The sequence below is a fragment of the Pseudomonas sp. GW456-L13 genome (assembly GCF_017350115.1).
GTDB lineage: Bacteria > Pseudomonadota > Gammaproteobacteria > Pseudomonadales > Pseudomonadaceae > Aquipseudomonas > Aquipseudomonas jessenii.
The window spans coordinates 755,580-769,446 of the sequence record NZ_JACNAS010000002.1 but is presented as its reverse complement, the minus strand read 5'-3'; the positions used below and the strand labels follow the sequence as shown (position 1 = coordinate 769,446).

General features: G+C 60.8%; 14 protein-coding genes. 6 read left to right on the top strand and 8 right to left on the bottom strand.

Translation table 11 applies throughout. The annotated features are described in order from the left end of the window. Positions 1 to 164 precede the first annotated feature (164 nt). The 4 genes from J4D25_RS17500 to J4D25_RS17485 form a co-directional block, all read right to left on the bottom strand. The gene (locus J4D25_RS17500; RefSeq protein ID WP_057713815.1) at positions 165 to 1,181 is read right to left on the bottom strand and encodes an alpha/beta hydrolase; all 1,017 of its coding nucleotides are present in this window, start codon (positions 1,179 to 1,181) and stop codon (positions 165 to 167) included. A gap of 34 nt (positions 1,182 to 1,215) precedes the next feature. Then, a complete protein-coding gene (locus J4D25_RS17495) occupies positions 1,216 to 1,635 on the bottom strand; it encodes an organic hydroperoxide resistance protein (protein WP_046031808.1) in 420 nt (139 codons plus the stop codon). A gap of 362 nt (positions 1,636 to 1,997) precedes the next feature. Continuing rightward, on the bottom strand, positions 1,998 to 2,459 hold the full coding sequence (locus J4D25_RS17490; RefSeq protein ID WP_057713816.1) for a MarR family winged helix-turn-helix transcriptional regulator: 462 nt from the start codon (positions 2,457 to 2,459) through the stop codon (positions 1,998 to 2,000). A 67-nt stretch (positions 2,460 to 2,526) separates the two neighbouring features. Then, positions 2,527 to 3,483 (bottom strand): LysR family transcriptional regulator, encoded by a 957-nt coding sequence (locus J4D25_RS17485; RefSeq protein WP_057716577.1) that lies wholly within the window; start codon positions 3,481 to 3,483, stop codon positions 2,527 to 2,529. A 111-nt stretch (positions 3,484 to 3,594) separates the two neighbouring features. Between J4D25_RS17485 and J4D25_RS17480 the strand changes: the two genes are divergently transcribed. After that, the gene (locus tag J4D25_RS17480; protein WP_057713817.1) at positions 3,595 to 4,344 is read left to right on the top strand and encodes a sulfite exporter TauE/SafE family protein; all 750 of its coding nucleotides are present in this window, start codon (positions 3,595 to 3,597) and stop codon (positions 4,342 to 4,344) included. Here the strand turns inward: J4D25_RS17480 and J4D25_RS17475 are convergent. Beyond that, positions 4,334 to 5,188, bottom strand: a complete 855-nt coding sequence (locus J4D25_RS17475; RefSeq protein WP_057713818.1) for a LysR substrate-binding domain-containing protein — start codon at positions 5,186 to 5,188, stop codon at positions 4,334 to 4,336. The two genes, J4D25_RS17480 and J4D25_RS17475, sit on opposite strands and share 11 nt — an antisense overlap. Before the next feature lie 95 nt (positions 5,189 to 5,283). Between J4D25_RS17475 and J4D25_RS17470 the strand changes: the two genes are divergently transcribed. After that, on the top strand, positions 5,284 to 5,499 hold the full coding sequence (locus J4D25_RS17470; protein WP_008049076.1) for a DUF1127 domain-containing protein: 216 nt from the start codon (positions 5,284 to 5,286) through the stop codon (positions 5,497 to 5,499). A 64-nt stretch (positions 5,500 to 5,563) separates the two neighbouring features. Next, positions 5,564 to 6,793, top strand: coding sequence for a winged helix-turn-helix domain-containing protein (locus tag J4D25_RS17465; protein ID WP_057713819.1), 1,230 nt, complete (start codon positions 5,564 to 5,566; stop codon positions 6,791 to 6,793). Positions 6,794 to 6,890: 97 nt separating this feature from the next. On the opposite strand, the gene J4D25_RS17460 is transcribed toward J4D25_RS17465, so the two are convergent. Continuing rightward, entirely contained in the window at positions 6,891 to 8,237 is a 1,347-nt protein-coding gene (locus J4D25_RS17460; RefSeq protein ID WP_057713820.1) for a class II 3-deoxy-7-phosphoheptulonate synthase, read from the bottom strand. Positions 8,238 to 8,387: 150 nt separating this feature from the next. Between J4D25_RS17460 and J4D25_RS17455 the strand changes: the two genes are divergently transcribed. Then, complete coding sequence (locus tag J4D25_RS17455; RefSeq protein ID WP_057713821.1) at positions 8,388 to 9,143, top strand: spermidine synthase; 756 nt, start codon at positions 8,388 to 8,390, stop codon at positions 9,141 to 9,143. A gap of 106 nt (positions 9,144 to 9,249) precedes the next feature. Here J4D25_RS17455 and J4D25_RS17450 read toward each other — a convergent pair whose 3' ends face one another. After that, entirely contained in the window at positions 9,250 to 10,041 is a 792-nt protein-coding gene (locus J4D25_RS17450; protein WP_057713822.1) for a crotonase/enoyl-CoA hydratase family protein, read from the bottom strand. Positions 10,042 to 10,463: 422 nt separating this feature from the next. Here J4D25_RS17450 and J4D25_RS17445 point away from each other — a divergent pair, with 422 nt between their 5' ends. After that, positions 10,464 to 12,137, top strand: a complete 1,674-nt coding sequence (locus J4D25_RS17445) for a DEAD/DEAH box helicase (RefSeq protein ID WP_007973525.1) — start codon at positions 10,464 to 10,466, stop codon at positions 12,135 to 12,137. Between the two features lie 169 nt (positions 12,138 to 12,306). Here J4D25_RS17445 and J4D25_RS17440 read toward each other — a convergent pair whose 3' ends face one another. Further along, positions 12,307 to 13,074 (bottom strand): class III extradiol ring-cleavage dioxygenase, encoded by a 768-nt coding sequence (locus J4D25_RS17440; RefSeq protein WP_057713823.1) that lies wholly within the window; start codon positions 13,072 to 13,074, stop codon positions 12,307 to 12,309. Positions 13,075 to 13,176: 102 nt separating this feature from the next. Here J4D25_RS17440 and J4D25_RS17435 point away from each other — a divergent pair, with 102 nt between their 5' ends. After that, positions 13,177 to 13,833, top strand: coding sequence for a thiopurine S-methyltransferase (locus J4D25_RS17435; protein ID WP_057713824.1), 657 nt, complete (start codon positions 13,177 to 13,179; stop codon positions 13,831 to 13,833). The last annotated feature ends 34 nt before the right edge of the window (positions 13,834 to 13,867 follow it).

Genomic DNA, 13,867 nt, shown 5'->3' with positions numbered 1-13,867 from the left:
TGAAAAAGCCCGACCATTGAGTCGGGCTTTTTTTTGCCTGAAACACTCCACCCTCTGTAGGAGCGAGCTTGCTCGCGATGGTCGTTAACGATAACGCGGGCTATCTAAATGACCGCGTTGTCTGGCCGTCCATCGCGAGCAAGCTCGCTCCTACAGAGGCAGTGTTATTTCTTCAGGTGTTGCTTGAGTTCTTCAGACGCCTGCAGCATCGCCGAACGCACCGCTGGCACCTGGCTCACTACGTTGAGCAAACCGTAGTCGTGGATCAGGCCGTTGTAGCGAACCGAGGTCACTGGCACACCGGCCTCGTCCAGCTTGCGGGCGTAGGCTTCGCCTTCGTCGCGCAATACGTCGGCCCCGGCGGTCTGCACCAGCGCTGGAGGCAATCCTTTCAACTGGGCGGTGGTTGCGCGCAGTGGCGAGGCGTAGATCTCGTTCCGTTGCTTGGCGTCGGTGGTGTAGTTGTCCCAGAACCACTTCATCATGTTTTTGGTGAGGAAGTGCCCTTCGGCAAACTGGTTGTAGGACGCGGTTTCGAAGTTGGCATCAGTTACCGGCCACAACAGCACCTGGAACCTGATCGCCGGTGTGCCCTTGTCCTTGGCCATCAGCGCAACCACAGCCGCCATGTTGCCGCCGACACTGTTGCCGGCTACCGCCAGGCGCTGGCCATCGACGTTGATCTCTTTGCCGTGCTCGGCCACCCATCGGGTTGCGGCGTAAGCCTGGTTGATCGCCACCGGGTAATGCGCTTCCGGCGACGGCGTGTAGTTCACGAATACGGCCGCGGCACCCGAACCCGTCACCAGGTCACGCACCAGCCGCTCGTGGGTCGGGAAGTCCCCCAGCACCCAGCCACCGCCGTGGAAGAACATGAACACCGGCAGCTCGCCCTTGACCCCGGCCGGCCGGACGATGGTCAGGCTGATCGGTTGGCCGTCGACTTGAACGGTCTTCTGGCTGACATCGGCTTTTGGCAGCGTCAGCTTCACTCCCGCCTGCGCGCCCACCAGCACCGCGCGGGCCTCGGCGGGCGTCATTTGCTCCATCGGCTTGCCGGTTCCGGCGTTGAGAACGTCGAGGAACGCCTGGGTGTTGTGTTCAACCCCGGTACCTGCGAACGCGTTGCTGATGGACAAGGTGAGAAGGGTACCGGTCAAGACTTTGCTGAAAGTGTTCATGTTCGTTTCCTGTTCGGGCCTGGGTAGTCAGCGCTTAGACGGTTACGTGCAGACGCACATCGACGTTGCCACGGGTGGCGTTGGAGTACGGGCAGACCTGGTGGGCCGCATCGACCAGTGCTTGAGCATCGGCTTGTTCAAGACCCGGCAGGCTGATGTGCAGGTCGATGTCCAGGCCGAAGCCGCCAGGGATCTGGCCGATGCCGACATGAGCGGTGATCGAAGCGTCGTTAGGAATGCTGCGCTTGGTCTGGCTGGCCACGAATTTCAGGGCACCGATGAAGCAGGCGGAGTAGCCGGCAGCGAACAGTTGCTCTGGGTTGGTGGCTGCGCCGCCGGCACCGCCGAGTTCTTTGGGCGTGGCGAGCTTGACGTCGAGGATGTTGTCGCTGGAAACCGCACGACCGTCACGGCCACCGGTGGAGGTTGCGATTGCGGTGTAGAGAGTTTGCATGGTGAAAGCCTCGTTCAGGGTTTTGTTTGTTTTGCGCTAAATGTTTGCGCGCTAAGTAAGTGCGAAATAAATGTATCGCGCTAATGTTTAGCGCGCAAGATATTTTTTCAAGGAAATTTGAAAAAAGACGCAAGGCTGTGAGGTGGTTTAGCTTGAAAGTATTGAGCTAGAGCTATCGAGGGGGATTTTCAGCGGGTTTTTTTCTGGGGAGGGTGGCGAACCCGGTTTTCTGGTGGGCCGCAGAGCCGCTGTGGGAGCGAGCTTGCTCGCGATTGCAGTCTCACATTCAGCAATGATGCTGACTGATACACCGCCATCGCGAGCAAGCTCGCTCCCACAAGGGATTTGTGGTGGTTTGGAGACTAGAGGCTATCTTGCAGGTGGCGACGCAACTCCTGCAGTTCCGCCTGCAGGTTTTTCAGGCGCTCCAGGGTCATCCCGCTGGCGCCGAGGATGCATTGGGGAATGTCCCGGGCCTTGTCGCGCAACGCCCGGCCCTGTTCGGTGAGTTCGACGATCACCACCCGCTCATCTTCGCGGCTGCGGGTTCGGCTGAGCAGGCCTTCGGCTTCCAGGCGCTTGAGCAGCGGCGTCAACGAGCCAGGATCGGTCAGCAACCGCGTGCTGATTTCACCTACGGTCAAACCGTCCTTTTCCCACAACACCATCATCGCCAGGTATTGCGGGTAGGTCAGGCCCAGCGCTTGCAGCAAGGGTTTGTAGACCTTGGTCATCATCAGCGAAGTGGAATGCAGGGCGAAGCACGCCTGATTGTCCAGCATCAGGTTGTCGCAGTTGTCCGGGGTGTTGCGCTCGGTGGTCATGTCGAAGCCTTGATCTGTGATCTGAAGAATCTAGCGGGCGAATCTTTAATGCGCCAGATAATTTTGATCAGTGCCGTTGCAAATGGGTTTGCAGCTCCAGGTCCCAGGGCGGAATCGGGCTGAAGCGGGTTTTCAGGTACTCCAGCAACAAGCGACTGCGGGAGTTGGGCTGCTGTTCCAGGCGCAAGGCGTAGATGCCGGCGCTTTCCGGTTTCGGCAGACCGCTGTCGCAGAACAGCGGCAGCAACTCACCCCGCAACAAGTATTCGCTGGCCAGCCAGGTCGGCAGGTGCGCGATACCCAGTCCGGCCAATGCGCCGCACACCAGCGCCTCGGCATTGTTGGCGCTCATGCGGATCCGCGCCGGCCGGTGCAAGTGCATTTGCCCGTCGCGCTCGAAACGCCAGGCGAAGGGCGGAGCCAGGCCATCCCAGTCGAGTCCGTCGTGTTCAATCAGCTGTGTCGGCTCGGTCGGCACGCCGCGACGCCGCAAATAATCAGGGCTGGCGCAGGCGATACGCACCATGCTCGCCAGTGGTGTGGCCACCAGCCGGGTATCGGCCAGTTGCCCGGCGCGCAGCACCAGATCGACCTTGCCGAGGTTCAGGCCCTGCATGTCGACGAAGCTGTCGATCAAGTGCAGCTGCACATCGAGCCCGGGGTAGAGCATCAGGAAATCGGCAATCACCGGTGCCAGGTGCCGGCGACCAAAGGCTGCCGGCGCATCGATACGAATCAGGCCTTCCGGCGCGCTGCTCAGGGACACCGCCTCGGCCCGGGCCAGGCGCAATTCGGCGACGATCCGCCGTGCGCGCTCGGCAAAGGCCAATCCCGCCGGCGTGGCGCGTACCGCATGCGTGCTGCGCAGGAACAGCTGACTGCCGACCGCGCTTTCCAGGCTGTCGATACGCCGTGCCACGGCCGAAGGGGTTAGCGGATGACGGCGCGAGGCGGCGGAAAAACTGCCGGTTTCCAGCACGTCGAGGAACAAGGCCAGTTGGTCGGTCAGTTGATTGGGGTTCATGGCAGGTTTGTGCTTGTGCGAATTTGGCACAGCCATTGTGCGTTGCTATGCGTTTCCGTGCCAGAAGCAACTGCGTAGGATCAAAGGCCTGACGGCAACGGGGAAAATGCTGTGATTGAGTTCTTGATGTATCTGGTGTTCGGCGCTGCGTTGGGCACGCTCGGCGGTTTGTTTGGCATCGGCGGCGGCCTGATCGCCATTCCGCTGCTGGGCGTGCTGTTCGGGCTCGATCAGCAGATTGCCCAAGGCACCGCGCTGGTGATGGTGGTGCCGAACGTGATGCTGGCGCTGTGGCGCTATCATCAGCGCATCCGTATCGAACTGCGTCACGCGTTACCGCTGGCCATCATGGGGTTTTGCTTCGCCTGGCTCGGGTCGATCTGGGCGGTGGGCATTGATGCGCAAACCATGCGCATAGGCTTTGTTGCGTTTCTGATCGCACTGTCGGCGTACAACCTCGTTCGCATGTTCGCCGCCAGTGCTCCGCCGGCTTCGCAGATGAACTACTCATGGCCCTGGCTGGGCCTGCTTGGCGCTGCATCCGGCACGATGGGCGGGCTGTTCGGCGTGGGTGGCGCGGTGGTGGCGACACCGGTGCTGACCAGTCTGTTCGGCACGAGCCAAGTGGTTGCGCAGGGGCTGTCGTTGGCGCTGGCCTTGCCGAGTACGGGGGTGACGCTGGTGACTTACGCCGCACACCATCAGGTCAGCTGGGTGATCGGCTTGCCCTTGGCGGTCGGTGGGCTGATGAGCATCAGTTGGGGCGTGAAGGTTGCCCACGCATTGCCGGAGCGACTGCTGCGCGGGCTGTTTTGCGGGTTCCTGGTGTTCTGCGCGGTGATGCTCGCCTTCAAAGTTTGAAGCCTTCGATGATGTGCTCGGCCAGGCACTCGGTGATGGGTGACGGGTTATGCAGGTTGCGCACGAGCATGATGCTGGCCTCCGGCAGCAGCGGCAGGTCCTGGGCCTCACCGAGGATGCGCATGTCCGCGGTGATCAGGCTTTCAAGTTGCGCCGTGACGGCCAGGCCGGCGCTGACCACGGCCATGATCGCCGACAGGCTGTCGCTGTTGTATGCCACCCGGTAATCGCGCCCCCGGGCATCCAGGGCATTGCAGGCCCACTGGCGGCAGAAGCAATCACTGTTGAACATCGCCAGTGGCAGCGGCGTCTGCTCGTGGGCGCTGTAGCATTGTGCCTCGGCCCAGACAAAGCGTTCCTTGCGCAACAACTGGCCGATTTCGCTGCCCGGTTCACGGGTCACGATGGACAGGTCGAGGTCCTGGCGCATCAGCAGTTGTTTTGATGATTCGCAGTGCACTTCTATCTGAATCAGCGGGTAAGACTGGGCAAACCGGCGCAGAATCCCCGGGAGGAACCGCATCACATAATCGTCCGGCGTGCCGATACGCACCGTGCCAACCATGTCGGGCTCACGCAACGTATTGAAGACCTCGCTGTGCAGCTTGAGGATGCGTCGCGCATAGCCGAGCAGCACCTGGCCTTCAGCCGTCAGTCGCACCTGCCGCCCGTCGCGCTGGAACAACTGACGCTGCAGCACATCTTCTTCCAGTCGTTTCATCTGCATGCTGACGGCGGACTGGGTGCGGTTGACCAATTCCCCGGCGCGGGTAAAGCCGCCCTGGTCGGCGATGGCGACGAAGGTGCGCAAGACTTCGGTATCGATACTCGGGTAGGCGGACATCCATCAATCTCCGAGATATGTGACATCAGAAACATTCGTTGGATTGATCTTAGACCCGGCGCGAGACTGGAGCCATCCAAACGGAGGGCAACAAGATGAAAGGTCAACATGAGTTCCAAGGATCAGAAAAACACTCGATTCACGTGATATCCGATCTGCTGCACAAGGTCGGCCGCTGGTACGAATTGCATCGCGAGCGCGAATTGCTGGCGAGCTTGAGCGACGAAGCACTCAAGGACATCGGCATGAGCCGTGCGGATGTGGAGAACGAGTCGATCAAGCCGTTCTGGAATGACCCGATGCATAAATGATGAATGCCACGCTACACAAACCCCTTACCGGTGAGGTAGGTTGCGAGCAGACAAGGAGGCACCCATGCCCGCAACGTTGTCCTTTACCCTCAAACAGGCTCGGCGTCTGGCGCTGGCCGCCCAAGGGTTCAACGGGCGGTCGCCGCCAGCGGCGATCAAGGCTGTTGCGCTCAATCGCCTGATCGAACGGCTGGGCATTTTGCAGATCGATTCGGTCAATGCATTGGTGCGTTCGCACTACCTTCCGCTATTTTCCCGCCTCGGTAACTACTCCTCCGATTTGCTCGACCAGGCTGCCTGGAGTCAGGGCCGGCGCCGTACGTTGTTCGAGTATTGGGGCCACGAAGCCTCGTTGTTGCCACTTTCCATGTTCCCGCTGATGCGCTGGCGCATGCAGCGTGCCAGACGTGGCGAGGATATTTATCAGCAGCTGGCGCGCTTCGGTCGTGAGCAACAGGACACAATTCGCCGGGTGCTGGCCTCGGTCGAGGAGCAGGGCGCGCTGGGGGCCGGCAGCCTGTCGACCCGTCAGGAACGGGCCGGCCCCTGGTGGGACTGGAGCGCGGAAAAGCATGCGCTGGAATGGTTGTTCGCTGCCGGTGAAGTGACTGTTGCCGGACGGCGCGGATTCGAAAGGCTCTACGATCTGCCGGAGCGAGTGATTCCCTCGGCGGTGCTTGCGCACCCCGTCCTGAGTGAAGACGAGGCCCAGCGCGGCCTGTTGCGGCATGCGGCAACGGCCTTGGGGGTCGGTACGGAGAAGGATTTGCGTGACTATTTCCGCTTGAACCCTGCGGACAGTCGTCCACGTTTGGCCGAGTTGGTCGAGGCCGGGGAATTGCTGACCTGCGAAGTGCAGGGCTGGCGACAACCGGCCTATTGTCTGCCCGAGCCAAAAGTGCCGCGTAAAGTCGTGGCCAGTGCCTTGCTCTCGCCGTTCGATTCGCTGATCTGGGAACGCAGCCGGACCGAGCGGCTGTTTGATTTCCGCTATCGGCTGGAGATTTACACGCCGCCGGACAAACGGGTGTACGGCTATTACGTCCTGCCGTTTTTGCACAACGAACGGATTGCCGCACGAGTCGATCTGCGCGCCGAACGGGGGGGGGGCCGTTTGGCGGTGCATGCGGTGCATGAGGAGGAGGCGGGGCTGGATGACGAGGGGATGTTGGCGTTGGCGGTCAATCTGCGGCAGATGGCGGATTGGCTGGGGCTGGCGCAGGTTCAGCTGAATTGCCCGCGGGCGAGTGCGGCGAGGTTGCGGGTGGCACTGGCACAGATTGAGGGTGGCTGAGCTGGCCTCTTCGCGAGCAAGCTCGCTCCCACAGGGGAGCGCGGTCCAATGTGGGAGCGAGCTTGCTCGCGATGGCGGTCTATCAGAGAAGCAAAATCTAGCGCCGAACCTGCTTCAAGGTTTCAGCAATCAAAAACGCCAGCTCCAGCGACTGATCGGCATTCATCCGCGGGTCGCAGTGGGTGTGATAACGATCCGACAAGCCATCCTCGGTAATCGGCCGCGCACCACCGATGCACTCGGTCACGTTCTGCCCGGTCATTTCAATGTGGATACCCCCGGCATAACTGCCTTCGGCTTCGTGTACCTGGAAGAACTGCTTCACCTCGCCAAGGATCTGTGCAAAGTCACGGGTCTTGTAGCCGCTGCTGGCCTTGATGGTGTTGCCGTGCATCGGGTCCGAACTCCACAGCACCTGCTTGCCTTCGCGCTGGACGGCGCGGATCAGCTGCGGCAAGTGATCGCCGACCTTGTTCGCGCCCATCCGTGCGATCAGGTTCAGGCGACCCGGATCGTTCTGCGGGTTGAGCACGTCGATCAAGCGAATCAGGTCGTCCGGGTTCATGCTCGGGCCGACCTTGACCCCGATCGGGTTGTTCACCCCGCGCAGGAATTCGACGTGGGCGCCGTCCAGCTGACGGGTGCGATCGCCGATCCACAGCATGTGGGCCGAGCAGTCGTAGTAGTCGTTGGTCAGGCTGTCGCGACGCACGAAGGCTTCTTCGTAGTTCAGCAGCAGCGCTTCGTGGGCGGTGAAGAAACTGGTTTCGCGCAACTGCGGCGAACTGTCCATGCCGCAGGCGCGCATGAATGCCAGGGTTTCATCGATACGGTCGGCCAGGTGGCTGTACTTTTCCGCCAGCGCCGAGTTGGCAATGAAGTCCAGGTTCCACTTGTGCACCTGGTGCAGATCGGCAAAACCGCCCTGGGCAAATGCACGCAACAGGTTCAGGGTGGCGGTGGACTGGTGATAGGACTGCAGCAGGCGTTCCGGGTCCGGTACGCGGCTTTTTTCGTCGAAACCGATGCCGTTGACGATGTCGCCACGGTAGGCGGGCAAGGTCACGCCATCGATGGTTTCGTCATTGGCCGAACGGGGCTTGGCGAACTGCCCGGCCATGCGCCCGACCTTGACCACCGGACAGCCGGCGGCAAAGGTCATCACGATCGCCATCTGCAACAACACCTTGAAGGTGTCGCGGATTTTCGCCGCGGAGAATTCGGCGAAGCTTTCGGCGCAGTCGCCACCCTGCAACAGAAACGCGCGGCCTTGGGTCACCTCGGCAAACTGACGGCGCAACTCCCGGGCTTCACCGGCAAACACTAGTGGCGGATAGCTTGCCAGGGTCTGCTCGACCTGCTGCAAATGCGCGGCGTCGGGGTATTGGGGTTGTTGCTGGATCGGCAAGGCGCGCCAGCTGTCGGGGCTCCAGGGTTGGCTCATCACGGTCTCTAGTGTTTTCGCTCGGACCTCCATGTTATCAGCAAATTAGTGCGTGACCTGTTCCTGTCGCTTCGCCGACAATCTCGCCTTTGCCGCTCTCTACACGCGGTGTTATTGCGTTGCCGGCCCCGGTGACGATCAGGAGATGAAATGACTGAGGAGCGCGTCGAGCATCTGCTCGCCGAGGTACAGGACGAGTTCGGCGTGATTCGTGTGCTGGAAGTGGCCGATTACCGTTTTCTCGAATTCGGTGATGCCATCGAGCAAAGCTGCGTGTTCACGGCCGATCCGAGCTGGCTCGAGTACGACTACACCCGGGCGATGCTGATTGGTGCGCTGTGCCACCAGCAACCGGAAAGTGCGCTGTTTCTCGGCCTCGGCGCCGGGACGCTGACCCAGGCCTGCCTCAAGTTCCTGCCGCTGGAAGATGTCGAAGCCATCGAACTACGCCCGGACGTACCGCGCCTGGCTATTGAATATCTGGGGCTGGATGACGATCCGCGCCTGTACATCCGCGTTGGCGATGCGCTGGAACTGCTGGACACCGCTGAGTCGGCCGACCTGATTTTCGTCGACCTTTATACCGATGTCGGTCCGGGCGTCGGTCATCTGGCCTGGAGCTTTCTGGAAAACTGCCAGAAGCGATTGAATCCGGGTGGCTGGCTGGTCATCAATCAGTGGGCGACCGACGATGGCAAACCTCTGGGCGCCGCCTTATTGCGCGGTTTGTATCACCGACATTACTGGGAGCTGCCGGTGAAGGAGGGCAACGTGATTCTGATCGTGCCGTCGGAGCTGGACCAGGAACTGGACATGGACGGCCTGATCGCCCGCGCCGAAGCGCTGGCGCCGCGGTTGGGGTACTCGCTGGATTCGTTGATCAAGTGCATTCGTCCGGCTACCTGAGTTGTCAGTGATGGCCCTATCGCGAGCAGGCTCGCTCCCACATTTGACCGCGATCCCCTGTGGGAGCGAGCTTGCTCGCGATAGCTTTCTTACTGGCAATACAAGGCTAAAGCCCTTTGAACACGCCCGGCCGCCGCTCCACCATCGACCGCACACCTTCCTTGACGTCCTCGGTAGCCATCAACTTCTTGACTAGCTGCGGCAACGCCTGTGCCGCCGCGGTTTCCCCTTCATACCGGGCCTGTCGCGCAGACATCAGCGTCGCCTGCACCCCAAGCGGTGCCTGACGGGCGATCCGTTCGGCCAGTTCAATCGCCCGGGGCAGCAAGTCCTCACTGGCCATGACCTCCTGTACCAGACCCAGGTGCAAGGCATCACGGGCATCGAATTCATCACCGGTCAACAACCAGCGCATGGCATTGCCCCAGCCGGCCACTTGATGCAGGCGCAGGGTGGCGCCGCCGAACGGGAAGATTCCGCGTTGCACTTCCATCTGCGCGAACCGGGTGTTGCTGGCGCACAGGTTGATGTCGGCGGCCAGCATCAACTCGATGCCGATGGTCAGGCAGTAGCCCTGGGCGGCGACGATTACCGGTTTGCTGACCCTGGGACCTGCGAACACCGCCCACGGATCACAGCCGCCGGGTGGAACCTGCCAGCCATCTGTCAGTGTGACGCTGGCATTGACCAGGTCGAGCCCGGCGGTGAAGTGTTCGCCATGAGCGAACAACACCGCCACCCGCGCCTCGCTGTCGGCTTCGAACTCGCCATAGGCCAGGCTCAACGCGTTGAGCAGGTCGAGATCGAAGGCATTGCGCTTGGCCACCCGATCCAGACCTATCAGGAACACATGACCATGCCGTTCGCGGCTGACTCGACTGGAGCTGGGCTGATTCATGGAGCGTTCCTCGGGGTGGGAAAGGCGTGCCAGACCGGCGGTCTGCACGGTAAAGGGTGAACCGTTTTAGCGCCATCACCCGCAAGGCCGGGCCTTTGAAAAATAGACGGCTGACCGATTATTCGCAAAGCCTGTTACACAACGGTGTATCCGGTGGATTTCCGATAAAAAAAGCTCCCTTTTTGGGCGAATTCCGGTATAGTGCGCGCCGGCCTTTAACCGGGCCGCGTTTAGGTAGCGCAATTCCCCGAAGCCAGCTTCGGCTGCACGTCCGCCCAGCGGACTCTTCCTTGACGATTCTTTTCATTCATTCGTTTTCGCAAATCCCCGCCGACAAAGCTGCCAGGGCGACTCTTGAGTCTCAACACGGCATGTGCAGCTTTGGAGCATGGGTCTTTGCGGATGCACTTAGAGGCAGACCCATGACCCAGGAAATCGGCGGCTTCGCCGCTCTTGAACTTCATCCAAATATTGTCGCTGCAGTAGTCGCTACCGGCTATGAAGAGCCTTCGGCCATTCAGCAGCAGTCGATCCCGATCATTCTCGCCGGTCACGATATGATTGGTCAGGCGCAAACCGGTACCGGTAAAACCGCTGCCTTTGCCCTGCCAATTCTGCACCGCATTGATCCGTCCAAGCGCGAGCCGCAAGCTCTGATCCTGGCCCCAACTCGTGAGTTGGCGCTACAAGTTGCAACCGCTTTCGAAACCTACGCCAAGCAAATGCCGGGCGTGACTGTTGTGGCTGTCTACGGCGGCGCGCCGATGGGCCCACAACTGAAAGCAATCCGTAATGGCGCACAAATCGTTGTCGCCACTCCGGGCCGTCTGTGCGACCACCTGCGTCGCGACGAAAAAGTACTGGCGACCGTGAACCACCTGGTTCTCGACGAAGCCGACGAAATGCTCAAGCTGGGCTTCATGGACGACCTGGAAGTCATCTTCAAGGCCATGCCGGAAACCCGTCAGACCGTACTGTTCTCGGCCACCTTGCCTCAATCGATCCGTGCCATCGCCGAACGCCACCTGCGCGATCCGAAGCACGTCAAGATTCAGAGCAAGACCCAGACCGTTACCGCGATCGAGCAGGCTCACCTGCTGGTTCACGCTGACCAGAAGACTTCGGCCGTTCTCAGCTTGCTGGAAGTGGAAGATTTCGACGCCCTGATCATGTTCGTGCGCACCAAGCAAGCGACCCTGGACCTGGCCAGTGCCCTGGAAGCCAAAGGCTACAAAGCCGCTGCGCTGAACGGTGACATCGCCCAGAACCAGCGTGAGCGTGTGATCGACTCCCTCAAGGATGGCCGTCTGGACATCGTTGTGGCGACCGACGTTGCGGCTCGTGGCCTGGACGTTCCGCGCATCACTCACGTGTTCAACGTTGACATGCCGTACGATCCAGAGTCCTACGTTCACCGTATCGGCCGTACCGGCCGTGCCGGTCGCGAAGGTCGTGCACTGCTGCTGGTGACTCCGCGTGAGCGCCGCATGCTGCAAGTGATCGAGCGTGTAACCGGTCAAAAGGTTGCTGAAGTTCGCCTGCCGGACGCTCAAGCCGTTCTGGATGCGCGCATCAAGAAGCTGACCAACAGCCTGTCGCCGCTGGTGGCTGAAGCCGAATCGACCCACGGTGATCTGCTCGATCGCCTGACCGCCGACATCGGTTGCAGCCCGCGTGCCCTGGCCGCAGCCCTGCTGCGCAAGGCTACCAATGGTCAAGCGCTGAACCTGGCCGCTATCGAGAAAGAGCGTCCACTGGTGCCGAACAATGCACCGCGTGGCGATCGTCCAGAGCGTTCCGGTGATCGTCCTGAGCGTGGTGACCGCGAGCGTCGCGCTCCGATGCCACTGGGCGAAGGTCGTGCACGTTGCCGTACCGCGCTGGGCGCGCGTGACGGTATCGCCGCCAAGAACCTGCTGGGCGCCATCCTCAACGAAGGTGGCCTGGCGCGTGAAGCGATCGGTCGCATCCAGGTGCGTGACAGCTTCAGCCTCGTCGAGCTGCCGGAAGATGGTCTGGAGAAGTTGCTGACCAAGCTGAAGGACACTCGCGTTGCCGGTAAGCAGTTGAAGCTGCGTCGCTACCGCGAAGATTGATCCGCTCTCGGGCTGATTGATCGAACATAAAAAATCCCCGACTGGTTCGGGGATTTTTTTTGCCTTTCAATCGGCGGTGCGGCATTCGCGAGCAGGCTCGCTCCCACAGGTGCCGCAGATCAAATGTGGGAGCGAGCCTGCTCGCGATGGGGGCGACTCGGTCGGTCTGTCAGCCGAAACGGTAAATATCCATGCCCAGCGCTCCCATGGTGAACCCTTGGTGAGCAACGCTGAACTGCCCGCCAGCGGCGCGGGCAAAGTACAACGGCAACAAGTGCTCATCACTCGGATGATTGCGTACAGCGTTTGGCGCCTGCGCGCGATAGTCGTGCAGCGCGGCTTCGTCGTTCGCTGCGAGTTTGTCGATCATCCAGTCGCGAAACGCCAGGGCCCAGGGCTCAATGCTCTCGGGGCCGGCATGCCAGTCCAGTTCCCGCAGGTTGTGAGTGATGCTGCCGGAGCCGATCAGCAGGACGCCATGCTCGCGCAGGCTGGCCAGCGCGTGGCCAACACGGGTCTGCAGGGCGGGACCGCCACGGGTGGGCAATGAGACCTGGACAATCGGGATGTCTGCCAGCGGATACATCAGCGATAAAGGCACCCAGACGCCATGGTCAAAAGGCCGATTGCTGTCGATACGTGCAGCAAAGCCAGCGGTTTTCAATAGTTCGGCAACCTCGGCGGCGAGTCGTGGGTCACCGGGAGCCGGGTACTGGACTTCGAACAGGGCTTTGGGGAAGCCGCCGAAGTCATGCCAGGTTTCCGGTTGTGGATTGCCGCTGACCAGCAGCTCATTGCTTTCCCAGTGCGCGGAAACAATCACGATGGCCTTGGGCTTCGGTATCTCGGTGGCCAGGCGGGCAAGTGCCGGCCCGCTGGCGCCGGGTTCCAGGGCGAGCATGGGGGAGCCGTGGGATATGTACAGGCTGGGGAACATGAATGAGCTCCTGAGAGTTAAGATGCAACATCTTCAGTCAGATCATTAATCTAAATCTAATATAAGTTTTAGAGTGTTTTGATCGAATTTTCGGGGTTATTTATGCAGCCGGAGTTTTGGCACAAGAAATGGGCGGCGAACCAGATCGGCTTTCATCTGCCGCAGGTGAACCCTCATCTGAAGCGGTTCTGGCCGGCGTTAAGCCTTGAAGAAGGCACACGCGTGTTGGTGCCGTTATGTGGAAAAAGCCTGGATTTGCTATGGCTCGCCCATCAAGGCCATGAGGTCTTGGGGGTCGAACTGTCGGAAAAAGCCATCGAGGAGTTTTTCAGCGAACATGGCTTTGATCCGGCCATCAGTGAGCAGGGGCCGTTCAAGGTTTATCGGGCAGGTTCCATTGAGCTGTGGTGCGGCGATTTCTTCGAGCTGACGGCAGGCGATGTGGCCGACTGCTCCGCGCTTTATGATCGCGCGGCGTTGATCGCGCTGCCGGCGGAAATGCGAGAGCGCTACGCCGCCCATTTGAAGCGGATATTGCCGAAGGAGTCCCACGGCCTGGTGATTACCCTGGACTATGACCAGGCGCAAATGCCCGGCCCGCCGTTTGCTGTGCTCGATGATGAGGTGCGGCGGTTGTTCGGGGACTCATGGGCGCTGAAGATCCTGGAAGATCAGGATGTGTTGAGCGAGAGCGGGAAATTCCTGGAGGCGGGTGTCACGCGGCTTGAGGAGCGGGTTTATCGGGTTTCCAGTCGGTAATAGTGGCTGGCTGTACTGGCCTCATCGCGAGCAA